General features: G+C 61.7%; 24 protein-coding genes. 13 read left to right on the top strand and 11 right to left on the bottom strand.

What is annotated here, in order from left to right:
• The 8 genes from VPX56_RS17705 to hycI all read left to right on the top strand — a co-directional run bounded on the left by VPX56_RS17705 (position 1) and on the right by hycI (position 7385).
• A complete protein-coding gene (locus tag VPX56_RS17705) occupies positions 1–609 on the top strand; it encodes a 4Fe-4S dicluster domain-containing protein (protein ID WP_131633742.1) in 609 nt (202 codons plus the stop codon).
• Entirely contained in the window at positions 606–2420 is a 1815-nt protein-coding gene (gene hycC, locus VPX56_RS17700; RefSeq protein ID WP_326468014.1) for a formate hydrogenlyase subunit 3, read from the top strand. The genes VPX56_RS17705 and hycC overlap by 4 nt, the downstream gene beginning before the upstream one ends.
• Before the next feature lies 1 nt (position 2421).
• Positions 2422–3345: a respiratory chain complex I subunit 1 family protein gene (locus VPX56_RS17695; protein ID WP_326468012.1), complete on the top strand. Its 924-nt coding sequence runs from the start codon at positions 2422–2424 to the stop codon at positions 3343–3345.
• A 15-nt stretch (positions 3346–3360) separates the two neighbouring features.
• Positions 3361–5070: a hydrogenase large subunit gene (locus VPX56_RS17690; protein WP_326468010.1), complete on the top strand. Its 1710-nt coding sequence runs from the start codon at positions 3361–3363 to the stop codon at positions 5068–5070.
• Between the two features lie 132 nt (positions 5071–5202).
• A complete protein-coding gene (locus VPX56_RS17685) occupies positions 5203–5745 on the top strand; it encodes a formate hydrogenlyase complex iron-sulfur subunit (protein ID WP_326468008.1) in 543 nt (180 codons plus the stop codon).
• Positions 5745–6512 carry an NADH-quinone oxidoreductase subunit B family protein gene (locus tag VPX56_RS17680; protein ID WP_021241938.1) on the top strand — a complete coding sequence of 256 codons (768 nt, stop codon included), beginning with the start codon at positions 5745–5747 and terminating at the stop codon, positions 6510–6512. Before VPX56_RS17685 ends, VPX56_RS17680 begins: the two co-directional genes overlap by 1 nt.
• Complete coding sequence (locus VPX56_RS17675) at positions 6509–6919, top strand: formate hydrogenlyase maturation HycH family protein (RefSeq protein WP_326468006.1); 411 nt, start codon at positions 6509–6511, stop codon at positions 6917–6919. Before VPX56_RS17680 ends, VPX56_RS17675 begins: the two co-directional genes overlap by 4 nt.
• Positions 6912–7385, top strand: coding sequence for a hydrogenase maturation peptidase HycI (gene hycI, locus VPX56_RS17670; RefSeq protein ID WP_326468004.1), 474 nt, complete (start codon positions 6912–6914; stop codon positions 7383–7385). Before VPX56_RS17675 ends, hycI begins: the two co-directional genes overlap by 8 nt.
• A gap of 66 nt (positions 7386–7451) precedes the next feature.
• Here the strand turns inward: hycI and VPX56_RS17665 are convergent, their stop codons facing one another.
• Both VPX56_RS17665 and ascF read right to left on the bottom strand, forming a co-directional pair.
• The gene (locus VPX56_RS17665) at positions 7452–8876 is read right to left on the bottom strand and encodes a 6-phospho-beta-glucosidase (RefSeq protein ID WP_326468002.1); all 1425 of its coding nucleotides are present in this window, start codon (positions 8874–8876) and stop codon (positions 7452–7454) included.
• Between the two features lie 18 nt (positions 8877–8894).
• Positions 8895–10346 carry a PTS cellobiose/arbutin/salicin transporter subunit IIBC gene (gene ascF / locus VPX56_RS17660; RefSeq protein WP_131633750.1) on the bottom strand — a complete coding sequence of 484 codons (1452 nt, stop codon included), beginning with the start codon at positions 10344–10346 and terminating at the stop codon, positions 8895–8897.
• 213 nt (positions 10347–10559) lie between these two features.
• Here ascF and VPX56_RS17655 point away from each other — a divergent pair, with 213 nt between their 5' ends.
• The 4 genes from VPX56_RS17655 to VPX56_RS17640 all read left to right on the top strand — a co-directional run bounded on the left by VPX56_RS17655 (position 10560) and on the right by VPX56_RS17640 (position 15501).
• A complete protein-coding gene (locus tag VPX56_RS17655; RefSeq protein ID WP_326468000.1) occupies positions 10560–11573 on the top strand; it encodes a LacI family DNA-binding transcriptional regulator in 1014 nt (337 codons plus the stop codon).
• A 135-nt stretch (positions 11574–11708) separates the two neighbouring features.
• Positions 11709–12254 (top strand): electron transport protein HydN, encoded by a 546-nt coding sequence (hydN, locus tag VPX56_RS17650; RefSeq protein ID WP_131633752.1) that lies wholly within the window; start codon positions 11709–11711, stop codon positions 12252–12254.
• A gap of 6 nt (positions 12255–12260) precedes the next feature.
• Complete coding sequence (gene hypF, locus VPX56_RS17645; protein WP_326467998.1) at positions 12261–14501, top strand: carbamoyltransferase HypF; 2241 nt, start codon at positions 12261–12263, stop codon at positions 14499–14501.
• Complete coding sequence (locus tag VPX56_RS17640; RefSeq protein WP_326467996.1) at positions 14479–15501, top strand: HoxN/HupN/NixA family nickel/cobalt transporter; 1023 nt, start codon at positions 14479–14481, stop codon at positions 15499–15501. Before hypF ends, VPX56_RS17640 begins: the two co-directional genes overlap by 23 nt.
• Here VPX56_RS17640 and VPX56_RS17635 read toward each other — a convergent pair.
• From VPX56_RS17635 to norV, 4 genes are all read right to left on the bottom strand, one after another.
• The gene (locus tag VPX56_RS17635) at positions 15474–17138 is read right to left on the bottom strand and encodes an SgrR family transcriptional regulator (protein ID WP_326467994.1); all 1665 of its coding nucleotides are present in this window, start codon (positions 17136–17138) and stop codon (positions 15474–15476) included. The two genes, VPX56_RS17640 and VPX56_RS17635, sit on opposite strands and share 28 nt — an antisense overlap.
• Before the next feature lie 161 nt (positions 17139–17299).
• A complete protein-coding gene (locus VPX56_RS17630) occupies positions 17300–17458 on the bottom strand; it encodes a hypothetical protein (protein WP_165500698.1) in 159 nt (52 codons plus the stop codon).
• Positions 17459–17664: 206 nt separating this feature from the next.
• Complete coding sequence (gene norW / locus VPX56_RS17625; RefSeq protein ID WP_326467991.1) at positions 17665–18798, bottom strand: NADH:flavorubredoxin reductase NorW; 1134 nt, start codon at positions 18796–18798, stop codon at positions 17665–17667.
• Positions 18795–20240, bottom strand: a complete 1446-nt coding sequence (gene norV, locus VPX56_RS17620; RefSeq protein ID WP_131633757.1) for an anaerobic nitric oxide reductase flavorubredoxin — start codon at positions 20238–20240, stop codon at positions 18795–18797. Before norV ends, norW begins: the two co-directional genes overlap by 4 nt.
• A gap of 187 nt (positions 20241–20427) precedes the next feature.
• Here norV and norR point away from each other — a divergent pair, with 187 nt between their 5' ends.
• Complete coding sequence (norR, locus tag VPX56_RS17615) at positions 20428–21942, top strand: nitric oxide reductase transcriptional regulator NorR (protein WP_326467988.1); 1515 nt, start codon at positions 20428–20430, stop codon at positions 21940–21942.
• Here the strand turns inward: norR and gutQ are convergent.
• The 5 genes from gutQ to srlB form a co-directional block, all read right to left on the bottom strand.
• Positions 21939–22904, bottom strand: a complete 966-nt coding sequence (gene gutQ / locus VPX56_RS17610; RefSeq protein ID WP_263610281.1) for an arabinose-5-phosphate isomerase GutQ — start codon at positions 22902–22904, stop codon at positions 21939–21941. The two genes, norR and gutQ, sit on opposite strands and share 4 nt — an antisense overlap.
• Positions 22897–23670 (bottom strand): glucitol operon DNA-binding transcriptional repressor SrlR, encoded by a 774-nt coding sequence (srlR, locus tag VPX56_RS17605; RefSeq protein WP_032640855.1) that lies wholly within the window; start codon positions 23668–23670, stop codon positions 22897–22899. Before srlR ends, gutQ begins: the two co-directional genes overlap by 8 nt.
• Before the next feature lie 63 nt (positions 23671–23733).
• Positions 23734–24093, bottom strand: coding sequence for a transcriptional regulator GutM (gene gutM, locus VPX56_RS17600; protein ID WP_131633760.1), 360 nt, complete (start codon positions 24091–24093; stop codon positions 23734–23736).
• 92 nt (positions 24094–24185) lie between these two features.
• Positions 24186–24965 (bottom strand): sorbitol-6-phosphate dehydrogenase, encoded by a 780-nt coding sequence (srlD, locus tag VPX56_RS17595; RefSeq protein ID WP_181593736.1) that lies wholly within the window; start codon positions 24963–24965, stop codon positions 24186–24188.
• Between the two features lie 14 nt (positions 24966–24979).
• Entirely contained in the window at positions 24980–25342 is a 363-nt protein-coding gene (srlB, locus tag VPX56_RS17590; RefSeq protein WP_181593735.1) for a PTS glucitol/sorbitol transporter subunit IIA, read from the bottom strand.
• Positions 25343–25352: the final 10 nt, after the last annotated feature.

The following is a 25352-nucleotide window of genomic DNA, read 5'->3' as shown; positions in this document are numbered from 1 at the left end:
GTGAACCGTTTTGTAATTGCTGACTCGACGGTCTGTATTGGCTGTCGAACCTGTGAGGCGGCGTGTTCAGAAACGCATCGCCTGCACGGGCTACAGTCCATGCCGCGCCTGCGCGTCATGCGTAATGAAAAAGAGTCTGCCCCGCAGCTCTGCCACCACTGCGAGGATGCCCCCTGCGCGGGCGTCTGCCCCGTTAACGCCATCACCCGCGTTGACGGTGCCGTCCAGCTGAATGAAAGCCTGTGCGTTAGCTGCAAGCTGTGCGGCATCGCCTGTCCGTTCGGCGCCATCGAATTTTCCGGCAGCCGCCCGCTGCATATTCCGGCGAACGCAAACACGCCGAAAGCCCCGCCTGCGCCACCGGCTCCGGCACGCGTGAGCACGCTGCTGGACTGGGTGCCCGGCATCCGTGCCGTTGCGGTGAAGTGCGATCTGTGCAGCTTCGATGAACAAGGCCCGGCGTGCGTGCGCACCTGCCCGACCAAAGCGCTGATTCTGGTCAACATTCGCGACATTGCCCGCACCAGCAGGCGCAAGCGCGAGCTGACCATTAATACCGACGTCGGCGATCTTTCGCTTCTGCAGGCGCTTAACGAGGGGGCGAAATGAACGCCATTACCATGATTAACAGCGCCGTGGCGTACTTTGCCGCTGCCGCCGTGCTGGCGCTGATCTTCTCTTTTCATAAAACCCTGAGCGGCTGGATCGCCGGTATCGGCGGGGCGGTCGGCAGCCTGATGACGCTGGCTGCGGGCGGCGTCGTCCTGATCGGCGGGCAGTCCGTTTCCGCACTCATGCCGCTGATCCGCTATACCGTCGCGCTTACGCCGCTGAACGCCATCTGGCTGGTGACGTTTGGCCTGTGCGGGCTGTTTATCAGCCTGTTCAATATTGACTGGCATCGCCATCAGCAGGTCAAAGCTAACGGCCTGCTGGTCAATCTGCTGATGGCGACGGCGGTCTGCACCGTTATCGCCAGCAACCTCGGTGCGCTGGTGGTGATGGCCGAAATCATGGCGCTGTGCGGCGTGTTCCTGACGGGCTGCAGCGCCTCCGGCAAGCTGTGGTTTGCGCTCGGGCGCCTCGGCACGCTGCTGCTGGCGCTGGCCTGCTGGCTGGTGTGGCAGCGTTTCGGCACGCTGGACTTTGCCGCGCTTCACGGCCAGGCGCTGGGCAATGACGTCTGGGTTCTCGGCGTCGTCGGTTTTGGCCTGCTGGCCGGGATTATCCCGCTGCACGGCTGGGTACCCCAGGCGCATGCGAACGCCTCCGCGCCCGCCGCCGCGCTGTTCTCCACCGTCGTCATGAAGGTAGGGCTGTTCGGCATTCTGGCGATAACCCTGACCAACGGGCAGCCGCCGCTGTGGTGGGGCATCGTGCTGCTGGTCGCAGGCATGATTACCGCGTTCGTCGGCGGGCTGTACGCGCTGATGGAGCACAACATCCAGCGCCTGCTGGCATACCACACGCTGGAAAACATCGGCATCATCCTGCTCGGAATGGGCGCGGGCGTGACCGGGCTGGCGCTTAACCAGCCGGCGCTGATTGCCGCCGGGTTTATCGGCGGCCTGTATCACCTCGTCAACCACAGCCTGTTTAAAAGCACGCTGTTCCTCGGGGCGGGCAGCGTCTGGTTCCGCACCGGCCATCGCGATATCGAAAAGCTCGGCGGCATCGGTAAAAAGATGCCGGTGATTTCACTGGCGATGCTGGTCGGGCTGATGGCGATGGCCGCGCTGCCGCCGCTGAACGGCTTTGCCGGAGAGTGGGTGATCTATCAGTCCTTCTTCGCGCTCGGTCAGAGCGATACGTTCATCGCGCGCCTGCTTGGCCCGCTGCTGGCGGTCGGTCTGGCGATTACCGGCGCGCTGGCGGTGATGTGCATGGCCAAAGTTTACGGCGTGACCTTCCTCGGCGCGCCGCGCACCCGCGAAGCTGAAAACGCCTGCTGCGCGCCGGTACTGATGGCGATAAGTGTGGTCGCGCTGGCGATCTGCTGCATCGCGGGCGGGGTCGCCGCGCCGTGGCTGCTGCCGCTGCTGGGGCGCGCTATTCCGCTGCCGCTCGCGACGGCGCATACCGTCGTTTCCCAGCCGATGATTGCGCTGCTGCTGGTTGCCGCGCCGCTTCTGCCGTTCTTGCTGATGCTGTTCTTCAAACGCGACCGTCTCGCCTCCCGCGCGCGCGGTTCGGCGTGGGCCTGCGGCTATGAACACGAGCAGTCGATGGTTATCACCGCCCACGGCTTCGCCATGCCGGTGAAGGAGAACTTCGCCGCCGTGCTGAAGCTGCGCCACTGGCTGAACCCGGTGGACTGGGTGCCGGGCTGGCAGAGTGCCGCCGTGCCCCTGCTGTTCCGCCGTCTTGCGCTGATCGAGCTGGCGGTGCTGGTGGTCATTGTGATTTCACGAGGAGCCTGACATGAGTCTGTTACTGGCAATACTTCAGGCGCTGGTGCTGTTCGCCGTCGCGCCGCTGCTGTCGGGCATCACGCGCGTGGCGCGCGCCCGGATGCATAACCGTCGCGGGCCCGGCGTGCTCCAGGAGTACCGCGATCTCTTCAAGCTGCTTTCCCGTCAGAGCGTCGCCCCGGATGCCGCAGGCTGGGTCTTCCGCCTGACGCCGTTTGTGATGGTGGGCGTGATGCTGACCATCGCCACCGCGCTGCCGGTGGTGACGGTGGGCTCGCCGCTGCCGGCGCTTGGCGATCTGATTACGCTGATCTACCTCTTCGCCATCGCCCGCTTCTTCTTTGCGATTGCGGGTCTGGACACCGGCAGCCCGTTTACCGGCATCGGCGCCAGCCGCGAGGCGATGCTCGGCGTGCTGGTGGAGCCGATCCTGCTGCTGGGGCTGTGGGTCGCCGCGCAGGTGGCGGCCTCAACCCACATCAGCTTTATCACCGACACCGTCTATCACTGGCCGGTGGCGCGCTCGATCCCGCTGGTGCTGGCGCTCTGCGCCTGCGCGTTCGCCACCTTTATTGAGATGGGCAAACTGCCGTTCGACCTCGCGGAAGCGGAGCAGGAGCTGCAGGAAGGGCCGCTTACCGAATACAGCGGCTACGGCTTTGCGGTGCTGAAGTGGGGCATCAGCCTCAAGCAGCTGGTGGTGCTGCAGATGTTCGTCGGCGTTTTCTTCCCGTGGGGGCAGATGACCCATTTCTCCGCGGGCGGCCTGGTGCTGGCGGTGGTTGTTGCCGCCCTCAAGCTGCTGGTCGGCGTGCTGGTGATTGCCCTGTTTGAAAACAGCATGGCGCGCCTGCGCTTTGTCGAAACGTCGCGCATCACCTGGGCCGGTTTTGGTTTTGCATTTTTAGCGTTCGTCTCCTTGCTGGTGGCGTGATTAAAGAGAGTATTTATGTCTGAAGAAAAGAAAGGTCAGCAGTATCTCGCCGCGTTGCATCAGGCTTTCCCCGGCGTGGTGCTGGAGGAGTCATGGCAAACCAAAGACCAGATAACCGTCACCATTAAGGTGAACTACCTGCCGGAAGTGGTGGAGTTTCTGTACTACCAGCAGGGCGGCTGGCTGTCGGTGCTGTTCGGCAACGACGAGCGCCAGCTGTGCGGCAACTATGCGGTGTACTACGTGATGTCGATGGAGCAGGGCGAAAAGTGCTGGCTCACCGTGCGCGTCGAGGTCGATCCGAATAAGCCAGAATACCCGTCCGTCACGCCGCGCGTGCCCGCCGCCGTGTGGGGCGAGCGCGAAGTGCGCGACATGTACGGCCTGGTGCCGGTCGGTCTGCCGGACGAGCGCCGCCTGGTGCTGCCGGACGACTGGCCGGACGAACTCTATCCGCTGCGCAAAGACAGCATGGACTACCGCCAGCGCCCGGCGCCGACCACCGACAGCGAAACCTACGAGTTCATCAACGAGCTGGGCAGCAAGAAGAACAACGTGGTGCCGATCGGCCCGCTGCACGTCACCTCCGACGAACCGGGCCACTTCCGCCTGTTCGTTGACGGCGAGAACATCATCGACGCCGACTACCGCCTGTTCTATGTCCACCGCGGCATGGAAAAGCTGGCGGAAACCCGCATGGGTTACAACGAAGTGACGTTCCTCTCTGACCGCGTGTGCGGCATCTGCGGCTTCGCCCACAGCACCGCCTACACCACCTCGGTGGAGAACGGCATGGGGATCGTGGTGCCGGAGCGCGCGCAGATGATCCGCGCCATTCTGCTGGAGGTGGAGCGCCTGCACTCGCATCTGCTGAACCTCGGCCTGGCCTGCCACTTCGTCGGCTTTGACTCCGGGTTTATGCAGTTCTTCCGCGTGCGCGAGGCGTCGATGAAGATGGCGGAGATCCTCACCGGGGCGCGTAAAACCTACGGCCTGAACCTGATCGGCGGGATCCGCCGCGACCTGCTGAAGGACGACATGATCCAGACCCGCCTGCTGGCGCAGCAGATGCGCCGCGACGTGCAGGAGCTGGTGGACATGCTGCTCAGCACGCCAAACATCGAGCAGCGCACCGTCGGCATCGGCCGTCTTGACCCGGAAATCGCCCGCGACTTCAGCAACGTCGGCCCGATGGTGCGCGCCAGCGGCCACGCCCGCGACACCCGTGCCGATCACCCGTTCGTCGGCTACGGCCTGCTGCCGATGACCGTGCACAGCGAGCACGGCTGCGACGTCATTTCGCGCCTCAAGGTGCGTATCAACGAGGTGTTCACCGCGCTGAACATGATCGACTTCGGCCTCGATAACCTGCCGGGCGGCCCGCTGATGGTGGAGGGTTTCACCTATATTCCAAACCGCTTTGCCCTCGGCTTTGCCGAAGCGCCGCGCGGGGACGATATCCACTGGAGCATGACCGGCGACAACCAGAAGCTCTACCGCTGGCGCTGCCGTGCGGCGACCTACGCCAACTGGCCAACCCTGCGCTATATGCTGCGCGGTAACACCGTCTCCGACGCGCCGCTGATCATCGGCAGCCTCGACCCGTGCTACTCCTGCACCGACCGCATGACCGTCGTGGACGTGCGCAAGAAGAAAAGCCAAGTGGTGCCGTACAAAGAGCTTGAGCGCTACAGCATCGAGCGTAAGAACTCGCCGCTGAAATAGATGATGTTGTGCGGTCTGGTCCCCTCACCCCGGCCCTCTCCCCAAAGGGGCGAGGGGGCGAACGGTTCCCTCTCCCTTTTAGGGAGAGGGCTAGGGTGAGGGTGAGAAAACCGCACGAAAGCAGGAGTAAAAATGTTTACCTTTATCAAAAAAGTAATCAAAACCGGCGTGCAGACCAGCAGCTATCCGCTGGAGCCGATGCCGGTGGATAAAAACTTTCGCGGCAAGCCGGAGCACAACCCGCAGCAGTGCATCGGCTGCGCGGCCTGCGTCAACGCCTGTCCGTCGAATGCCTTAACGGTCGAAACGGATCTCAAAAGCGGCGAGCTGGCCTGGCAGTTTAACCTCGGGCGCTGCATCTTCTGCGGCCGCTGCGAGGAGGTCTGCCCGACGGTGGCCATTCGCCTGTCGCAGGAATACGAGCTGGCGGTGTGGAAGAAGGAAGACTTTCTCCAGCAGTCGCGCTTTGACCTGTGCAGCTGCCGCGTCTGCGAGCGCCCGTTCGCCGTGCAGAAAGAGATCGACTACGCCATCGCGCTGCTGCAGCACAACGGCGACGCCCGCGCGGAGCATCACCGCGAAAGCTTTGAAACCTGCCCGGAGTGCAAGCGTCAGAAGTGCCTGCTGCCGTCCGACCGCATTGATATCACCCGCCATATGAGAGAGGCCAGCTGATGGAAAACCTACTGGGCCCGCGCGACGCTAACGGCATTCCGGTGCCGATGACGGTGGACGAATCCATCGCCAGCATGAAGGCGTCGCTGCTGAAAAAAATCAAACGCTCGGCCTACGTCTACCGCGTGGACTGCGGCGGCTGCAACGGCTGCGAGATCGAGATCTTCGCCACGCTGTCACCGCTGTTTGACGCCGAGCGCTTCGGCATCAAGGTGGTGCCGTCTCCGCGCCATGCGGACATTCTGCTGTTTACCGGGGCCGTCACCCGCGCCATGCGATCCCCCGCGCTGCGCGCCTGGCAGTCCGCGCCGGACCCGAAAATATGCATCTCGTACGGGGCCTGCGGCAACAGCGGCGGCATCTTCCACGACCTTTACTGCGTCTGGGGCGGCACCGACAAAATCGTGCCGGTGGACGTCTACATTCCAGGCTGCCCGCCGACACCCGCCGCGACGCTGTACGGCTTTGCGATGGCGCTCGGCCTGCTGGAGCAGAAAATCCACGCCCGCGAACCGGGCGAGCTGGACAACCAGCCGGCCGCCATTCTGCACCCGGACATGGTGCAGCCGCTGCGCGTGAAGGTCGACCGCACGGCGCGCAGGCTGGCGGGCTATCGCTACGGGCGTCAGATTGCCGACGATTATCTGCGTCTGCTCAGCCAGGGTGACCATCAGGTGGCGCGCTGGCTGGAGGCGGAAAACGATCCGCGTCTCAATGAGATCGTGGCGAACCTGAACAGCATCGTGGATGAGGCGCGTATCCGATGAGTGAAACGGTGGTGTTCAGCCAGCTGAGCCGTAAGTTTATTGATGAGAACGATGCCACGCCGGATGCGGTGCAGCAGGTGGTCTATTACAGCCTGGCGATTGGGCATCACCTCGGGGTGATCGACTGCCTGGAGGCGGCGCTGAGCTGCCCGTGGGCCGATTACCTGGCGTGGATCGCCACGCTGGAGGAGGGCAGCACGGCGCGGCGCAAGATGGAGGGCGTGCCGAAGTACGGCGAGATCGTCATCGACGCCAACCACATTGCGATGCTCGCCAACGCCTTTGACGCGGCGCTGAGCAGGCAAACCCCCGGGCAGCAGGCGTGGAGCAAAACGCTGCTTAGCATGCTGCACGATATTCATCAGGAGAGCGCCATCTACCTGATGGTGAGGAGATTACGTGACTGACGTTTTACTGTGTGTTGGCAACAGCATGATGGGCGACGACGGCGCGGGCCCGCTGCTGGCAGAGATGTGCGCCGCGAACCCGCAGGGCAGCTGGGTGGTGATTGACGGCGGCAGCGCGCCGGAAAACGACGTGGTCGCCATTCGCGAACTGCGCCCGGAGAGGCTGTTAATCGTTGATGCCACCGATATGGGGCTCAACCCCGGCGAGATCCGCCTGATTGACCCGGACGACATCGCCGAGATGTTTATGATGACGACGCACAATATGCCGCTGAACTACCTGGTCGATCAGATTAAAGACGACGTGGGCGAGGTGCTGTTTTTGGGGATCCAGCCGGACATCGTTGGGTTTTATTACCCGATGACGCCGCCGGTGAAAGAGGCGGTGGAAGTGGTCTATTCAAGGCTTGCGGAGTGGGGTGGAAATGGTGGGTTTGAACCCCTCACCCCGGCCCTCTCCCCATAGGGGAGAGGGTGTGTTTTGTCCCCTCTCCCCTATGGGGAGAGGGTTAGGGTGAGGGGTAAGGATTGGCTACTCCAGATCCCCCCCATTACTCGCAATCACCTTCTTATACCACCCGAACGATTTCTTGCGCTTGCGGTCCAGCGTGCCGTTCCCGGCGTCGTCCCGGTCGACGTACACAAACCCGTAGCGCTTGCTCATCTCGCCCGTTGAGGCCGACACCAGGTCGATGCAGCCCCAGGTGGTGTAGCCCATCAGCGGTACGCCGTCCTCAATCGCGTCGCCCATGGCGCGGATGTGCTCGCGCAGGTAGCTGATGCGGTAGTCGTCGTTGATCTCGCCGTTGGCGTCAATCTCGTCCTTCGCGCCCAGGCCGTTTTCCACCAGGAACAGCGGCTTCTGGTAGCGGTCGTACATCATGTTCATGGTGATGCGCAGGCCGAGCGGGTCGATGCCCCAGCCCCACTCGCTCACCTGAATGTGCGGGTTGCGCAGAGACTTCACGATGTTCGCCGCGCTGGTGTTGCCCGCGTTCATGTCCGCCGAGGCGCAGCGCGAGGCGTAATAGCTAAACGAGACAAAGTCGACGGTGTTTTTTAACAGTTCGTCGTCGCCGGGATCTTTCACAATCACCACGCCTTTCTCGCGGAACACGCGGGCGGAGTAGGCCGGATAGCTGCCGCGCGCCTGCACGTCGATAAAGAATAGGTTCTCGCGGTCTTTCTCAAGCGCCATCCACACGTCTTCCGGCTTGCAGGAGTACGGGTAGAAGTTCCCGCCCGCCAGCATGCAGCCGACCTGGTTTTCCGGGTTCACCTCGTGGGCGATTTTGGTCGCCAGCGCGCTCGCCACCAGCTCGTGGTGTGCGGCCTGGTATTTCACCTGGTCTTCGTTTTCGCCTTCCTCAAACACCAGCCCCGCGCCGGAGAACGGGCTGTGCAGCATGATGTTGATTTCGTTGAAGGTCAGCCAGTATTTCACCAGCCCGTTAAATTCTTCAAAGCAGGTGCGGGCGTAGCGGGCGAAGAAATCGACCATCTTACGGTTGCGCCACGAGCCGTACTCCGTCACCAGGTGCATCGGCACGTCGAAGTGGCACAGGGTGACCAGCGGCTCAATGTTGTACTTTTTGCACTCCTCGAACACCGCGCGGTAGAAGGCGATGCCCTCTTTATTCGGCAGCGGCTCGTCGCCGTTCGGGTAGAGACGGCTCCAGGCAATCGAGGTGCGGAACACCGTAAAGCCCATCTCCGCCATCAGGGCGATGTCCTCTTTATAGCGATGGTAAAAATCAATCGCCTCGTGGCTTGGGTAGAACTCGTCGTCACGCAGCGAGAAACGCTTTTCCTTACCGACCTTCACCGCCAGGCGATTCGCGCCGTGGGGGATCATATCGACCGTCGTCAGCCCCTTTCCGCCTTCACGGTAAGCACCTTCACTCTGGTTAGCGGCAAGCGCGCCGCCCCATAAAAATCCTTGTGGAAAAACAGACATTCTTACCTCGCTTTCAATTTATGCTTGTGCTGCTTTGCTCTGTACCGGTGCGGTCTGCAGGGCGCGCGCTTTTTCGGCCTCGTCTTCGACCGGGATATCCTCAAAGCCGAGTATCAGGGTCAGAACAAACGACAGCACCACCGCCAGCCCCATCACGCCAAACACCCAGACGATGGTCATCGGGTTGGCCGGGTCGAAGAACTGCACGCTGGTGAACAGCCCCGGCGCCGCCATCGAGTGGCTGGCGAGACCGGCCATGCCCGCCACCGCGCCGCAGATAAAGCCGCTGATCAGGCTGGCAATCAGCGGACGCTTCAGGCGTACCGCCACGCCGTACAGGGCAGGTTCAGAGATCCCCGCCATAATGGCGGAGGCCGCCGCCGCCAGCGCCGTCTGGCGCAGCTCAGGGTTTTTGGTTTTCCACGCCACCGCCAGCGACGAGCCGCCGAGCGACAGGTTGGCGCCGATTTCCGACGGCATCACCATCCCCTCTTTGCCCGTTTCGGCGATGGTCTGAATGATAGTCGGCGTAAACACGCGGTGCATCCCGGTCATTACCAGCAGCGGCCACAGCGCGCCCATGATGGCGACGGAGAGCCAGCCCAGATAGCCGTGAATGGTGTAAACCAGCGCGGAGATGGCGCTGCCGATCCAGATCCCCAGCGGGCCAATCAGCACGATGGCGAGCGGGGCGGCAATCAGCACGATCAGCATCGGCTTGAGGAAGTTTTTGGTTACCGCCGGGGTAATGCGATCCACCCAGCGTTCGATATACGACAGGCACCAGGTCATCACCAGCGCCGGGATGACGGTGTAGGTGTATTTCACCGCCGTCACTGGGATGAAGGCAAACTCAACGTGCTCGCCCTGCGCGGCCTTCGCCATCAGCTCGATAAAGCTTGGGTGCACCAGCACGCCCGCAATGGCAATCGCCAGCGACATATTGGTTTTGAACTTCACCGCCGCCGAGGCCGCCACCATCAGCGGCAGGAAGAAGAACGCGCCGTCGCCGATGACCGTCAGGATGGTCAGCGTGGGATCGCCCTTGCCCAGCACGCCGGTCATCTCGAGGATCATCGCCAGCAGCTTGACCATCGAGCCGCCGATGATCGCCGGGATCAGCGGGGACATGGTGCCGATCAGCGCGTCGAGGATCCCGGCGCCGATGCGGCGCAGGGTCAATTTCTGCGGGCCTTCCGGTACGGCAGGCTGCAGGCTGGTTGGCAGCAGGCTCACCACTTCGCGGTAGGCCTGAGAAACGGTGTTGCCAATGATGACCTGGCACTGGTTGTCGTTGCGCACCACGCCGAGCACGCCGCTGATGCTTTTCAGGCGCGCGGCGTCGGTGAGGCTTTCGTCTTTCAGCACGAAGCGCAGGCGCGTCATGCAGTGGGTGACGGCGACGATGTTCTCTCTGCCGCCCAGCGCGCTGACAACGTCGTTCGCCAGCGCGGCGTAATTTTTGGCCATCGGATGTGATCCTGTTATCGTTGTGAGAAGTGTAGGAAACCGGTTCCACATAATCATCATGAGTTTCTGTGAATGAAACAAGATCGCTTTTTAGCCATTTTTTCGTTTCGTGATGACGATCACTCGAGGGTGTTAAAAGCGTGAGATCGCCGCTGCGACAATTTTTCTGCAGTGCAGTACACTGCGCCCATCAGGTTCAAACGGAATAACAACATGACCACGATGCTGGAAGTGGCGAAGCGGGCAGGCGTTTCGAAAGCGACGGTCTCCAGGGTGCTGTCGGGAAATGGCTACGTCAGCCAGGAGACCAAAGACCGGGTATTTCAGGCCATCGAAGAGAGCGGCTATCGCCCCAATCTGCTGGCGCGAAACCTGGCGACTAAACGCACCCAGACGCTGGGGCTGGTGGTGACCAACACGCTGTATCACGGCGTCTACTTTAGCGAACTGCTGTTCAACGCCGCGCGCATGACCGAAGAGAAGGGGCGGCAGCTGATCCTCGCGGACGGCAAGCACAGCGCCGAGGAAGAGCGCGAGGCCATCCAGTATCTGCTCGACATGCGCTGCGACGCGGCGATCATCTACCCGCGCTTTTTGAGCGTGGAGGAGATGGACGAGATCGTCGAGAAGTGCGAGCAGCCGATCATGGTGCTCAACCGCCGCCTGCGGAAAAACAGTAGCCACTGCGTCTGGTCCGATCATAAAGCCTCCAGCCAGGAGGCGGTGTCGCAGCTGATTGCGAAGGGGCACCGTGACATTGCGTTTATCACCGGCTCGCTGGATTCTCCGACCGGGGTTGAGCGCCTTTCCGGCTACAGGGACGCGCTGGCGCAGCACGGTATTCCGCTGCGCGAGGGGCTGGTTGCGCAGGGTAAGTGGAACCCGGCCAGCGGCGCGGCGGCGGTGTCTGAGCTGCTCGCTCGCGGTGAACGCTTTACGGCGCTGGTGGCGAGCAACGACGATATGGCGATCGGAGCCATAAAGCAGCTTCACCAGAGCGGGATCGCCACACCGGATGCGGTGTCGGTGATCGGCTTTGACGACGTGGCGATTGCGCCCTACATCGTGCCGTCGCTCTCCAGCGTGCGCGTTCCGGTGACGGAGATGATCCAGGAGACCATTAGCCGCCTGATTTTCATGCTCGACGGCGGCGAATTCAAATATCAGCAAACGTTTTCCGGCGAGCTGATCCTGCGCGAATCGGTAATTGATGGCCCGCACCGCTGACGTCGACAGCCGTCATCGTCAGAAGTGACGATGACGGCACCTCTGTCTTTTCTGTAAATCCAGTTATTTCAATAGTTTAAAAACTGGCACGGTTTATGAATAGCTCCGCGCATGACTGTTATGCTGGAGAAGCAGATGAACCGTTTTATGATGGCCGATGCCAGTAAGTGTATTGGCTGCCGTACCTGTGAAGTTGCATGCGTAGTATCCCACCAGTCGGAGCAGGATTGCGCCTCCCTGACCCCGGAAGCCTTCCTGCCGCGCATTCACGTTATTAAGGGCGTGAACATCTCAACCGCCGCGATTTGCCGCCAGTGCGAAGACGCACCCTGCGCCAACGTCTGTCCGAACGGGGCGATTAAGCGCGAGAAAGGCTTTGTGCACGTGATGCAGGAGCGCTGCATCGGGTGTAAAACCTGCGTTGTTGCCTGCCCGTACGGGGCGATGGAGGTGGTGGTTCGCCCGGTGGTGCGCAACAGCGGAATGGGGCTGAGCGTGCGCGCGGAAAAAGCAGAAGCCAACAAGTGCGATCTCTGCTACCACCGCGAAGCCGGCCCGGCCTGCATGGAGGTCTGCCCGACGCACGCGCTGGTGTGCGTGGATCGCGACAAGCTCGAACAGATGAGCGCCGAAAAACGCCGACGTGCGGCGTTCGACACCTCCTCGTCACTGCTGTTTTAACCTGCGATGAGCGGTAACGGCGTTCAGCTGCGGGTGCGCGGCAAGGTGCAGGGCGTGGGGTTTCGGCCCTTCGTCTGGCAGCTTGCGCATCAGCTTCAGCTAGCGGGTGACGTCTGCAACGACGGAGAGGGCGTGCTGGTGCGCCTCGCGGGTAATGGGGGGGCCTTTACCGCGAGGCTGCGCCAGGACTGCCCGCCGCTGGCGCGCATTGATGACGTTGAAACGCAGCCGTTCACCTGGACGACCCTGCCGGACGCGTTCGTTATCCGCCACAGCGCGGGCGGGGCGATGGACACCCAAATTGTCCCCGATGCCGCCACCTGTCCCGCATGTCTGGCTGAAATGCGCGACCCTGGCGAGCGCCGTTATCGCTACCCGTTTATCAACTGCACCCACTGCGGGCCGCGCTTTACCATCATTCGCGCCATGCCCTACGACCGTCCGGCCACGTCGATGGCCGCTTTCCCGCTCTGCGTGCCGTGCGAGACGGAATACCGCAATCCTGCCGATCGACGTTTTCACGCCCAGCCGGTGGCCTGCCCGGACTGCGGGCCCGCGCTGGAATGGCGTTCGGGCGACGTTGTTGCCATCCGCGAAACGGCACTGCGTGAAGCGGTGGCAATGCTCATGAGCGGTGGCATAGTCGCGGTTAAAGGGCTGGGCGGTTTTCACCTCGTCTGTGATGCGCAAAATCCGCAGGCGATACGGAAACTGCGGGCACGCAAGCAGCGCCCGTCGAAGCCGCTGGCGGTGATGATCCCGCAGGCGGATAAGCTGCCTGAGTCGATTCAGACGCTGCTCGGCTCACCCGCTGCACCCATCGTGCTCACGCCAAAAGCCTGGCTGCCTGACTACCCTGAGGCTATCGCACCGGGTCTGGATAACGTGGGGATCATGCTGCCCGCTAATCCGCTGCAGCACCTTCTGATGATGGACTGCCGGCATCCGCTGGTGATGACCTCCGGCAACCTCAGCGGCAGGCCGCCTGCCATCAGTAATCAACAGGCGCTGGATGAACTGGGCAACATTGCGGACGGCTTCCTGCTGCACAATCGCGATATTCTTCAGAGGATGGACGATTCGGTGATGGATCGGGACGGCATGATGCTGCGCCGCGCGCGCGGGTTTGTGCCCGATGCCATCACGTTGCCTGCGGGTTTCGAGAACATCCCCGCCATGCTGTGTACCGGCGCGGAGATGAAAAACACCTTCTGCCTGGTGCGCGGCAATCAGGCGGTGCTGAGCCAGCATTTTGGCGACCTGAGTGACGACGGTGTCGAAGCGCAGTGGCGCGGCGCGCTCTCGACGATGCAGGACATCTACGCCTTTCAGCCGGAGCGCGTGGTGTGCGACGCCCATCCGGGCTATCACACGCAACAATGGGCGCAGGGGCAGGGGCTACCGGTCGAACCCGTGTTGCACCATCACGCGCACGCGGCGGCGTGCCTGGCCGAAAACGGCTGGCCGCGAGAGGGCGGAGACGTTATCGCCCTGACGCTGGACGGCATCGGCATGGGCGAAAACGGCGCGCTGTGGGGCGGGGAGTGCCTGCGGGTCAACTATCTTGAGTGCGAACATCTCGGCGGGCTGCCCGCCGTTGCGCTGCCGGGCGGCGATCTGGCGGCGCGGCAGCCGTGGCGTAATTTGCTCGCCCACTGCCTGGCGTTTGTTCCTGACTGGACGCAGTACCCGGAAACGCGCGCGCTTCAGGCACAACGCTGGCCGCTGCTGGCGACGGCCATCCAGCGCGGCATTAACGCGCCGCTGGCCTCGTCGTGCGGTCGCCTGTTTGACGCGGTCGCCTGCGCGCTGGGCATCGATACGCAGAGCTACGAAGGTGAAGCCGCCTGCAGGCTGGAAGCGCTGGCATCGCGGTGCGCGGGCGTCGATCATCCGGTGACGCTGTCAGTCGAGAACCTCGCGCGTTTCTGGCAGCAGTGGCTGACCTGGCAGGCTGAGCCGTGCGAGCGCGCGTGGGCGTTTCACGACGCGCTGGCTAAAGGGCTGGCGGAACTCGCCGCGCTCCATGCCCGACGCCTGTCGCTGTCGACAATCTGCCTCAGCGGCGGCGTGTTGCATAACCGTCTGCTGCGCGCGCGCCTGCGTCATTATCTCTCTGACTTCACTCTTCTTTTTCCTCATCACCTGCCCGCAGGCGACGGGGCTATCTCCTTCGGGCAGGCGGCGATCGCCGCCGCCCGGTCATGTTCACAAAGGACTTACAATGTTACGACTCTTACGCAATGAACCTCGCGCGGCGCTTCTGCTGCTGGGACTGGTAATGGCTAATTTGCTCGCCTGGGGATGGGCATGGCAAACCTTTAGCGGCAGCACGGCGCTGATGGCCGCCAGCCTGCTGGCGTGGTGCTACGGGCTGCGCCATGCGGTAGATGCGGACCACATTGCCGCCATTGATACCGTGACGCGTAAGATGATGCAGCAGGGCAAGCGTCCGTCCGGCGTGGGGGCGTGGTTCTCGCTGGGGCATTCCACCATCGTGGTGCTGGCCTCCATTGCCATCGCCGCCACCGCGACGGCGTTTCAGAAAAACATGGCATGGTTCCACGAAACCGGCAGCCTGATCGGCACCGCCGTTTCCGCAACCTTCCTGCTGGCGATGGCGCTGGTGAACATGGTGATCCTGCGCGGCGTCTGGCGCAGCTTTCAGGCGCTGAAAAACGGCAGGCCGGTGCAGGGCGACATCGCGCTCCCTGCGCAGGGCGGCGTCATGAACTGGCTGTTCGGCAAAACCTTCCGCCTGGTGAATAAAAGCTGGCAGATGTATCTGGTCGGCTTCCTGTTTGGCCTCGGCTTTGACACGGCCACCGAGATTGGCGTGCTGGGGATCTCTGCCGCCAGCGCCTCCAGCGGAATGTCGGTGTGGGCCATCATGATCTTCCCGGCGCTCTTCGCCAGCGGCATGGCGCTGGTCGATACGCTCGATAACCTGCTGATGGTCGGGGCCTACGGCTGGGCGTTCAACAAGCCGCAGCGCAAGCTCTACTACAACATGACCATCACCGGCACCTCCGTGGTGGTGGCGCTGTTTATCGGCGGGCTGGAAGCGCTGGGCCTGCTGATGGACAAATTTGCCCTCAGCGGCGGCGTCTGGGATCTGATTGGCGCGGTGAACGACAACCTGGGCAACGCCGGGTTTGTGGTGGTCGGGCTGTTCGTTGCCTGCTGGCTGATCTCGATGGTCAACTACCGCTGGCGCGGCTACGACGCGCTGATCGTGCGCTCCTGAACCGGCGGCAGCCAGGCGCGGGTAAAATCGAGCCAGCCGCTGGCGGTCAGCACAATGTCCTGCACGTTTTCCAGGGTGTTAAGACGATAGCGGTAGTGGAACAGCGGCGTGCAGGCGCCGCTTTCCAGCAGGTGCTGAAAGAAGGCGGGCAGGTGTTTTCGCAGGCTTTCTTCGCTTTCGCAATACGCCATCAGCGCCTGCTTCGCTTTGCGCCAGGCGGCCTGCCCCAGCGCGGTGGCCCAGGCGGGTTCTTCTGTAAACCACTCTGCCAGCGCAAACTCCGGCACTTCGCCTGCCAGATAGTCCCCCAGTAGGATATCGCCCTGCGCCAGCGCGTCGGGCGCATGCCATTCCTCGCGGTCCTTCCACTGAATGCTAACGTCGCAGCCGCGCTTTTTCAGGCGCGCTTGCAGCATGCTGGCCAGATCGCTCAGTCCCGGCGTGTCGTAACAGACAAGCGAAAGGGTGGCGGGAAGCGCCACCTCGGATACATCCGGAAGGGCAGGCGTCGCAATGCCGGGCAGAATTTCCGTGCGGGTGTCGACATCCTCCCGGCAAAGGTACTGTTGATTGATATGCTGAATTTCCTGGCGCAGCCAGGCCGCCAGCGGCTCTGGCAGCATGGCGTTCAGCATCAGCCAGGCAAACCCACCGCTGGTAGAGGTGACGGACGCCCGGGCATTGTCTCCTTTCCCCACGGTGATCCACGCGGGTCTTTCCGCCTCGCTGCGGGTTCGCCAGAACTCAATGGCGTGCAGCAGCGGGTGCGCGGCAAAGTACCAGGGCTGGCGCTCAAGGCGCAGATAGTGGGAGTGGTGGCGAGCGATAGCAAACGGCCCGGCACCGATATCCGGCTGCTGCGGATGCGGCAGGCGACAGGCGTGGTGGGCGAGACGGTGCGCCAGCATAGCGTCGGGCGTGTTCAGCTGGAACTCCAGACACCAGGGGGCGACAAGCGACACCGTTTGAACGTGCGCCAGCCCCGAATTGCGCGCGGGGTCCGTGAACAGCTGATGCAGCGCGCTGAGAATATCTTCATCGCTGATGGACTGCCCGTTATGCCAGTGCGCGCCGCTGCGCAGGTAAAACCGCCAGGCGAGTTTATCCTCGCTGGCTTCCCAGTGGTGGGCTAAATCGGGCACGGGCCGTGGGTGGCCTGACGCATAGCGCGTCAGCCCCGCGTGTACCGCGCAGATAATATGCTGCTCGGCGCGACGACGCTGAAGGGCGGGGTGAAGCGAGGTCAGCGGGCGGTACCACGGAATACGCAGGGTTGGCTGATGCTTTAGCCATTTTCCCCCTAAAAACGGGGTGATGATGTGGTGCAGGCTGGCCGGATCGCCGTCGGCCAGCTGGAGCGCGCTCTGGTAATCCCCTTTCTCCAGACAGGCGTGCATCAGCGGCGCGCTCAGTTCGCTGGTGGTTGTCAGGCAGTGCAGGGTGGCACGATGCCCGCGCCCCGGCTGCGCATCCCAGCTTAGCCAGCCGCTTTGCGCGAGCTGGCGCAGCAGGGTGCGCGCATGACGTTCGCTGCACAGCGCAACCTCCGCGACTTCTGCGATGGTCGTGGAGGCTGGCGCAGCGCCGTAGTGCTGATAAAGCCGTTGATACTGACGGATTTTCTGTAGCTGGCGCATAGCGGCATACCGATAACAAAGGGATGCTGAGAGTGTAGGATTTTTTTGCGGAAGAAAAAGTGCTGGTTTACATAAAGTGTTCCGGTTTTTAGCCCGGCGGCGCTACGCCTGCGCGGGCCTACGGGCTTTGTAGGCCGGGCAAGCGTAGCGCCACCCGGCAATTACCGCTCATGCTCACTGACCGGCATCATCAGCTCACGCAGACGCTCAATGCGCGCCTCCGGGCTGAGCCAGAGCCAGCGAAACAGAATATGTTCTCCCTTTTTCGCCTGTTTAAAATAGGTTGAAAAGTAAAGTAGCTCTTTGCTGAACGTTGCCATGGGATGTCTCCGGCTGATTAATTCCTGTTCAGGGTAAGCCGGGGAAGGGGGATAAAACAGGGTGATGTTTTTAAGCTGTTCCGCATTTACATCGGGCAAAAAAAAGCCCCGGGACATCGGGGCGGCGGATAATAAAATCCAAAGGTTAAGTAAGCGTGGCAGTACTGTAGGCCGGGTAAGCGAAGCGCCACCCGGCAAAAAGAGGGTTAAGCAGGTAGCGATTTCAGCAGCGCAAAGGCCTCCTTCATGCGGTCTTCACTGACCACAAAGGCCCGCACCTGGCCGTCATTATCCGAACCGCGCGCCACCATGCCCTGCGGCTCAATGGCGATGTTCCAGTTCAGATCCTGACGCTGCGTTTCACCCGCAAGGTGCAGCGGTAATTCCGGCGTTTTGACCTTCACCAGCATGGCGGGTAATTTCAGCGGCGCGCTGCCGCCGAGCAGGTTTTTTGCCAGATACATGGCGCTTAATTGAATCGGCTGCAGGAACGGCAGCACCTGCCCGTTAATTTCAGCGCAGTCGCCCAGGGCGTAAATATCCGGCTGCGTGGTTTGCAGATAGCTGTCCACCTTCACCCCGCGGTTTGTTTCAGCCCCGGCGCGATGCGCCAGAGCGGTTTCCGGGCGCAGGCCCGTTGCGGCAACTACCACATCCACCTCTACGCTGCGGCTGCGGTCGAGCGTAGCGCGAATGCCGCTCTCGGTTTTGGTCAGGCTCTGCAGCTGTGATTTCAGCAGCAGATGTACGCCCATGTCGGTCAGACGATGCTGTAAGCGACTGCTTACTTCTGCTGGCATCAGCGCCGACAGGATGCTCGCCGCGTGGTCGACGAGGGTAACGGACTTGCCCGCACGGCAGAAATCCATCGCCAGCTCGGTGCCGATCAGCCCGCCGCCGACGATCATCACGCGCTGCGCGTCGCGAAGCCTCGTTTCGCTGGCCTGATACTCCTGCTGGCTGTTGAGGGTAATCATCAGCTCGCGGCCTTCGACCGGCGGCACAAACGCAGAGGCCCCCGTGGCGAGCACCAGCCTGTCGTATTGCCAGGTTTTCTCTTTCGCCTTCACTACGTGGGCGGCGGCGTCGATATCGGTGACCCAGGTATAAGGGAACAGGCGCAGGTTAAACTGTTCGGCGAACTCCCCCGCCGTCTGGCGGGTGAGGTCGTCGGCGCGCTGATTCTGGCTAATGACGTGGCTTAAATCAGGCTTGTTGTACTCATCCATGCTGTCGGCGGCAATGACCGTCAGCGGCACGCTGGCGTCCTGCTTGCGGATGTTTTTCACCAGCTGGCGGGCGGCAAAGCCCGAGCCGATGATGACGATACCGTTGCTCATTTTGCCTCCGTACCCAGTTCGTCAAAGACGTCTTTACCGAGGGAACATTCCGGACAGAGGAAGTTGTCCGGAACCTCGCTCCACGGCGTGCCCGGAGCGACATCCTGCAGCGGTTCGCCCAGTTCAGGATCGTAAATCCACTGGCAGACGCTGCACTGCATGCGCGGGCCGAGGTCTGCGGTGGAGGCTGCACACGCGGTGGCTTCCTGAGAGGCGGAAGGTTTTGCTGCTGTTTCAGGCAGCGGAGCGAGCGCCCACTGACGTGCAATATCGCGGCCGTGCTGGCGGCAGATTTCCAGCGCGTCGATATCCGGGCGCCATTTCGCCTTCAGGCTCAGGGACATTTCGAATCCGGCATCCTGCAGGCGGGTAGACAGACGATCTACCGCGCCGCCGCTCCAGCCGTGGGAGCCAAACGCGCTGGCGCGCTTGTTGCGAAAGCGCAGGCCGGTCATCTCTTCCACCAGGCCGGCAATTTTCGGCATCATCACGTTGTTCATGGTGGAGGTACCCACCAGCACGCCCTTCGAGCGGAAGACGTTGGTCAACACCTCATTCTTATCGCTGCGCGCCACGTTGAAGATTTTCACCGCCACGTTGGGGTCCACTTCGTTGATGCCCTGGGCAATCGCGTCCGCCATCATGCGGGTATTGTTGGACATGGTGTCGTAGAAAATGGTGATGCGATCTTCCTGATAGTCCGCCGCCCACTTCAGGTACAGCTCAACAATCTGGGTTGGGTTCTCACGCCACACCACGCCGTGGGAGGTGGCGATCATATCCACCGGCAGGTTGAAGCCGAGGATTTCGGTGATTTTTGGCGTTACCAGGCGGCTGAACGGCGTCAGGATGTTGGCGTAGTAGCGCTGGCACTGCTCGAACAGCTCGGTCTGGTCCACTTCGTCGTTGAACAGGCGCTCGTCGCAGTAGTGCTGGCCGAAGGCGTCGTTGCTGAACAGCACCGCGTCGCCGGTCATGTAGGTCATCATGCTGTCCGGCCAGTGCAGCATCGGGGTTTCAACGAAGATCAGCTGTTTGCCATTGCCGATATCCAGCGCGTCGCCGGTTTTCACGGTGTGGAAGTTCCACTCCGGGTGGTGGTGGTGACCGTTGATGGAGTCGATGGCGTTAGTGGTGCAGTAGATCGGGGTGTTCGGAATGTAGGACATCAGCTCGGTCAGCGCGCCGGCGTGGTCCTCTTCCGCGTGGTTGATGATGATGTAGTCGATAGCGTCGAGGTCGATTTCGCTGCGTAGGTTCTGCACGAATTCGCGGCTGAACTTGTGATCGACGGTATCGATCAGCACGTTTTTACCTTCGCGGATAAGATAGCTATTGTAGCTGCTGCCGCGCAGCGTTTTGTATTCCGTCCCGTGGAAATCACGCACTTCCCAGTCACGTTGACCGACCCAATGAATGTTATTTTTAACCAGAATAGACATAGCAACCTCAGCTTAATACGGTGTGTTCAAATAAGATGGTTTAGCTATATCAAGTTGCGTGCCAACTTTTTAATTGATTGAATTTAATGAATTTATTGTTTTTCATCTCTTAATGGGTAGTCATTATGACTATACTAAATACGGTCAATATGACAGTATGTGTTGTCAAAATGACAATGAGGCAGACATGAGCTTTTCCGTAGACGTGCTGGCGAAGATCGCCATTGAACTGCAAACCGGTATCGGCCATCAGGACCGCTTTCAGCGCCTGATTTCCACGCTGCGCCACGTGCTTGAGTGCGATGCGTCCGCGCTGCTGCGCTACGAGGGGCGGCAGTTTATTCCGCTGGCTATCGACGGGCTGGCGCAGGACGTGCTGGGGCGGCGCTTTACGCTTGAAGGCCATCCGCGCCTGGAAACCATCGCTCGCGCGGGGGACGTGGTGCGCTTCCCGGCGGACAGCGACCTGCCCGATCCGTACGACGGCCTGATCCCGGGACAGGAGAGCCTGAAGGTGCACGCCTGCATCGGGCTGCCGCTGTTTGCCGGACAAAACCTGATTGGCGCGCTCACGCTCGACGGCATGTCGCCGGACCAGTTTGATACCTTTAGCGACGAAGAGCTGCGCCTGATTGCCGCCCTGGCCGCCGGGGCGCTGAACAATGCCCTGCTGATTGAACAGCTGGAAAGCCAGAACATCCTACCCGGCAGCCCGGCGGCGTTTGAGCAGGTGACGCACACCGAGATGATCGGCCTTTCGCCGGGGATGGAGCAGCTCAAAAAAGAGATCGACATCGTGGCGGCCTCCGATTTGAACGTGCTGATTTTCGGTGAAACCGGCACCGGTAAGGAACTGGTGGCGAAATCGATCCACGAAGCCTCGCCGCGCGCGGTCAACCCGCTGGTGTACCTCAACTGTGCGGCCCTGCCGGAAAGCGTGGCGGAAAGCGAGCTGTTTGGGCACGTTAAGGGGGCATTTACCGGGGCCATCAGCAACCGCAGCGGCAAGTTCGAAATGGCCGATAACGGCACGCTGTTTCTGGATGAAATCGGCGAGCTGTCGCTGTCGCTACAGGCCAAGCTGCTGCGCGTGCTGCAGTACGGCGACATCCAGCGCGTGGGGGATGACCGCAGCCTGCGGGTGGACGTGCGCGTGCTGGCGGCGACCAACCGCGATCTGCGGGAAGAGGTGCTGGCGGGGAATTTCCGTGCGGACCTGTTCCACCGCCTGAGCGTATTCCCGCTCTCCGTCCCGCCGCTGCGCGAGCGCGGTGACGATGTCGTGCTGCTGGCCGGCTTTTTTTGCGAGCAGTGTCGGCTCAAAATGGGGCTGTCCCGCGTGGTGCTCAGCCCGGGGGCAAGAACCCATCTCCTGAGCTACGGCTGGCCGGGCAACGTGCGCGAGCTGGAGCACGCTATTCACCGCGCGGTGGTGCTGGCGCGGGCGACGCGCTCGGGTGACGAAGTGGTGATCCACGCGCGGCATTTTGCCCTTCATGATGACGGCGTACAGGCCGTTGCCCAGGCTACACCGGAAATTGCCAATGAAAACCTGCGTGAAGCCACGGAGGCGTTTCAGCGTCAGATGATCACCCGCGCGCTGGAACAGAACAACCGCAGCTGGGCGGCGTGCGCGCGGGCGCTGGAGATGGACGTCGCCAACCTGCACCGGCTGGCGAAGCGTCTTGGGCTGAAGGGTTAAATTATCCCGGCCTGGTAGAAGTCCTGCAGGTTGATGGCGCCGCACAGCCTGCCGGCATCGTCCACTACCGGGGCGGCGGTGATTTTGCGCTTCATCAGCACCTCTTTGGCCTCAATGGCGCGGCTTTCGGCGTTCAGCGTCAGCCCGCCGAGGGTCATTGCGTCCGACACCTGCGATTCCAGCGTGCCGCCTCCCACCAGCCAGCGGCGCAGGTCGCCGTCGGTGAACACGCCCCTTACGCAGCCGCTTTCGTCGCACACCGCCACCAGCCCCAGCCCGGTGCGGCTGAGTTCAAGCATCGCATCCATCACGCTGGTGTCGAGTTTGACCTGCGGAATGGCGTCGTCGGTACGCATCAGGTGGTGAACCTTGTTGAGCAGGCGTGCGCCGAGCGCGCCCGCCGGATGCGAACGGGCGAAATCTTCTTCGTTAAAGCCGCGCGCCTGCATCACCGCCATTGCCAGCGCGTCGCCCATCATCAGGGTGTTAACGGTGCTGGAGGTCGGAGCGAGGTGCATCGGGCAGGCTTCGCGCTCGACGGAAATATCCAGCGTCGCTTTGGCGGCCAGCGCCAGCGGCGAGCGGGATTTGCCGGTCATCGCCAGCAGGGCGACCGATTTTTCCTGCAGGCGCGGAATAATAAGATCCAGCTCTTTGGCCGAACCGGAGTAGGAGATAAACAGCATCACGTCGCGGCTTTCGATCATCCCGAGATCGCCGTGCAGCGCCTCAGCGGGATGCACGAAGAACGCCGGGGTGCCGGTGCTGGCGAGCGTCGCGGCAATCTTTTTGCCGATATGGCCGGATTTACCGATGCCCGCTACGATCACCTTGCCTTCGCAGTGGATAATGGTGTTGGCGGCGCGGACAAAATCCTCGCCCAGACGTTCCGGCAGGCGGCTGGCTTCCTGCAGCTCCAGCATCAGCGTCTGGCGGCCCGTTTCTAACAGAAAATCACTCATCTCTCTCTCCGGTTACGATCACGTCGATTCCTTTCTCTTCCAGCGCTTTTTTGAACGCCGGGTCGATACCCGCGTCGGTAATCAGCTTATCGACGCTTTCAAGGCTACAGACAATGTTGGGGCTTTTGCGGCCAAACTTCGACGAGTCTGCCATCAAAATCACTTCCCGCGCGGCGTTGCACATGGCCTTGCTGACGCTGAACACCTCGTTAAAGGTGGTGACGCCCGCGTTCAGGTCGATGCCGTCGGTGCCCATAAACAGTTTATCAAAGCTGAAGTGGTCAAAGGCGTTCTCCGCCAGCTGGCCGTGAAACGACGCCGATTTTTTGCGAAAAGTGCCGCCGGGCATCAGGATGGTCTGCTCGCTGTCAAACTCCGACAGGGCGTTGACGATGTGCAGGCTGTTGGTCATCACCGTGATGTTGTTAAAGCGGCTGAGCAGGGGGATCATCTGCAGAACGGTGCTGCCCGCGTCGAGGATGATGGAGTCGCCGTCGTGGATAAATTTGACGGCAGCTTCGGCAATCAGCGCTTTCTGGTGGGTATTGATCAGCGTTTTGTGATCGATAGGCGGGTCCGCTTCGTCTTTATTCAGCACCACGCCGCCGTAGGTTCGAATGACGGCACCGGAGTTTTCGAGCAATACCAGGTCCTTGCGTATTGTCGTGCCGGTGGTGTCAAAGTAGTGGGCCAGATCCTCTACCGAGCATTTTCCCTGCTTTTGCAGATGCTCCAGAATGGCCGCCTGCCGCTGACGAGGTTTCATAGGCGCTTCGTTCCTTAGGTTGCGAAATGATAATTTCGCAAGCCTATAGCTTTCACAACGAAATTATCCATGTTTCAGATTAAGCGCTAATGATAGTGCATTCTGACAGAGTGGATCATGGGGAAAGATCACATCAGGCTGCAATTCCTGCAGCGAAATGCCGTTGATTGCCTGGATTTTCACCGGCCGGGCGAACACCGTCATGCCGCGCATGATGAGGGAATCGCAGACGCGGTTGTTTTCATCCAGCGCAACGGCGACCACCACGCGCGGCTTGAAGCGCCCGCCGGAACGTCCGACCCCGACGCGCCCCTTCTGACACAGGGCGTCAAACGCGCGGTTGAACTGGTGGATCTGCCAGCCGCCGAACGCCATCTGGCACAGCCAGGCGAGGGCGGCGACGGTGATGAGTGCGGTTACCATATTTCACTCCTTAAATGCCGGGTGGCGGCTGCGCCTTACCCGGCCTACGGGATTTGTAGCCCCGGTAAGCGCAGCGCCACCGGGGAAGGGACTTAGAACATGACCTGCCCACCCGTCACGTTAATCGACTGCCCGGTGCAATAAGACGCCTTCGGGCTGGCGTAGAACAGCAGCATGTTCAGCACGTCCTGATAATCGCACCCGCGCTTCAGCGGCACTTTATCGATGTAATACTGCTCAACCTCGTCGGCGCTAATGCCGAGCTTGGTGGCGTACTGCGGCAGCAGGGACTGGAACATCGGCGATTTCAGCAGGTTGCCGAGCATCAGCGAGTGAACGGTAATGCCGTACTCGGCCAGATCCAGCGCCAGAGACTGCGTCAGCCCCACGCCGCCAAACTTCGCCGCGCTGTAGCCGGAGTTGTGCTTGCTGCCCACTTTCCCTGATTTGGAGTTGATCTGAATGATGCGCCCCTGAACGCCGTCGCGGATCATCAGGCGGGAAAACTCGCGGGCGCAGAGGAAATAGCCCACCAGGTTCACCTGCAGCGAGCGGTCAAAATCCCCCAGTTCGAAATCGCTGATAAAGGCCGCTTTCGCAATCCCCGCGCTGTAGACCAGCAGGTCGGTACGTCCAAAAATCTCGTCCACGCCGCGGGCCAGCGCCATCACGCTCTGCTCGCTGGTGGCGTCGGCACCAAACCCGTACGCCGTGCCTTCGCCAAACTCGGTGTTAATGGTGTCCGCCACGCGGGCGGCTTTTTCACTCTGAATGTCCACTACCGCCACGCGGTAACCCTCTGCGGCAAGCCCACGGCAGAGGAACTCGCCTAAGGTTTGTCCCCCACCAATGACAACGGCAACCTGACTCATGTGTCTCTCCTTAATTACGCAACAAATTTTAACGTGCAGCCTGGGGTAACGGCCTGCGGAACCGGGCCATCGACGTGAACCGTACCGGGGTATTCCGCCTGCGGCTGGCCGTCGAAACGCAGGGTGATATGGCCCAGCTCGCGCAGGTTTTGCTCGGCCACGTCGCCGACGGCGGTGACGGCATAGCGCGCCTCGCCCAGCTCCAGCCGGCTTCCTGCCTTCAGCTCACCGTTCAGCTCGCCGTGGCAGTGGATAAAACAAAACTCTTCGATATCCGCCGGGGCGCCTTCTCGGAAGGTGATCAGCATCTGGTCGCTCAACGCGTCGGCCGCGCTCTGGCCGATGCGGGTAATGGTGGTCTGGTAAATCACGGTCATCGCAGGAACC

This window comes from Enterobacter wuhouensis (assembly GCF_035835995.1).
GTDB classification, from domain to species: Bacteria; Pseudomonadota; Gammaproteobacteria; order Enterobacterales; family Enterobacteriaceae; genus Enterobacter; species Enterobacter wuhouensis.
Note: the sequence above shows the minus strand (reverse complement) of the source record. Positions and strands in the feature narration are given on the sequence as shown.

Excerpts from the sequence above, each read along its gene's own strand:
- norW (WP_326467991.1), bottom strand. The coding sequence starts at position 18,798 with ATGAGCAACGGTATCGTCATCATCGGCTCGGGCTTTGCCGCCCGCCAG.
- gutM (WP_131633760.1), bottom strand. The coding sequence starts at position 24,093 with ATGGTAACCGCACTCATCACCGTCGCCGCCCTCGCCTGGCTGTGCCAG.
- gutQ (WP_263610281.1), bottom strand. The coding sequence starts at position 22,904 with ATGAGTGATTTTCTGTTAGAAACGGGCCGCCAGACGCTGATGCTGGAG.
- hycC (WP_326468014.1), top strand. The coding sequence starts at position 606 with ATGAACGCCATTACCATGATTAACAGCGCCGTGGCGTACTTTGCCGCT.
- VPX56_RS17635 (WP_326467994.1), bottom strand. The coding sequence starts at position 17,138 with ATGCGCCAGCTACAGAAAATCCGTCAGTATCAACGGCTTTATCAGCAC.
- VPX56_RS17690 (WP_326468010.1), top strand. The coding sequence starts at position 3,361 with ATGTCTGAAGAAAAGAAAGGTCAGCAGTATCTCGCCGCGTTGCATCAG.
- hydN (WP_131633752.1), top strand. The coding sequence starts at position 11,709 with ATGAACCGTTTTATGATGGCCGATGCCAGTAAGTGTATTGGCTGCCGT.
- srlR (WP_032640855.1), bottom strand. The coding sequence starts at position 23,670 with ATGAAACCTCGTCAGCGGCAGGCGGCCATTCTGGAGCATCTGCAAAAG.
- srlD (WP_181593736.1), bottom strand. The coding sequence starts at position 24,965 with ATGAGTCAGGTTGCCGTTGTCATTGGTGGGGGACAAACCTTAGGCGAG.
- norR (WP_326467988.1), top strand. The coding sequence starts at position 20,428 with ATGAGCTTTTCCGTAGACGTGCTGGCGAAGATCGCCATTGAACTGCAA.
- VPX56_RS17630 (WP_165500698.1), bottom strand. The coding sequence starts at position 17,458 with ATGGCAACGTTCAGCAAAGAGCTACTTTACTTTTCAACCTATTTTAAA.
- VPX56_RS17655 (WP_326468000.1), top strand. The coding sequence starts at position 10,560 with ATGACCACGATGCTGGAAGTGGCGAAGCGGGCAGGCGTTTCGAAAGCG.
- VPX56_RS17695 (WP_326468012.1), top strand. The coding sequence starts at position 2,422 with ATGAGTCTGTTACTGGCAATACTTCAGGCGCTGGTGCTGTTCGCCGTC.
- srlB (WP_181593735.1), bottom strand. The coding sequence starts at position 25,342 with ATGACCGTGATTTACCAGACCACCATTACCCGCATCGGCCAGAGCGCG.
- ascF (WP_131633750.1), bottom strand. The coding sequence starts at position 10,346 with ATGGCCAAAAATTACGCCGCGCTGGCGAACGACGTTGTCAGCGCGCTG.
- VPX56_RS17680 (WP_021241938.1), top strand. The coding sequence starts at position 5,745 with ATGGAAAACCTACTGGGCCCGCGCGACGCTAACGGCATTCCGGTGCCG.
- VPX56_RS17665 (WP_326468002.1), bottom strand. The coding sequence starts at position 8,876 with ATGTCTGTTTTTCCACAAGGATTTTTATGGGGCGGCGCGCTTGCCGCT.
- VPX56_RS17640 (WP_326467996.1), top strand. The coding sequence starts at position 14,479 with ATGTTACGACTCTTACGCAATGAACCTCGCGCGGCGCTTCTGCTGCTG.
- VPX56_RS17685 (WP_326468008.1), top strand. The coding sequence starts at position 5,203 with ATGTTTACCTTTATCAAAAAAGTAATCAAAACCGGCGTGCAGACCAGC.
- VPX56_RS17675 (WP_326468006.1), top strand. The coding sequence starts at position 6,509 with ATGAGTGAAACGGTGGTGTTCAGCCAGCTGAGCCGTAAGTTTATTGAT.
- norV (WP_131633757.1), bottom strand. The coding sequence starts at position 20,240 with ATGTCTATTCTGGTTAAAAATAACATTCATTGGGTCGGTCAACGTGAC.
- hypF (WP_326467998.1), top strand. The coding sequence starts at position 12,261 with ATGAGCGGTAACGGCGTTCAGCTGCGGGTGCGCGGCAAGGTGCAGGGC.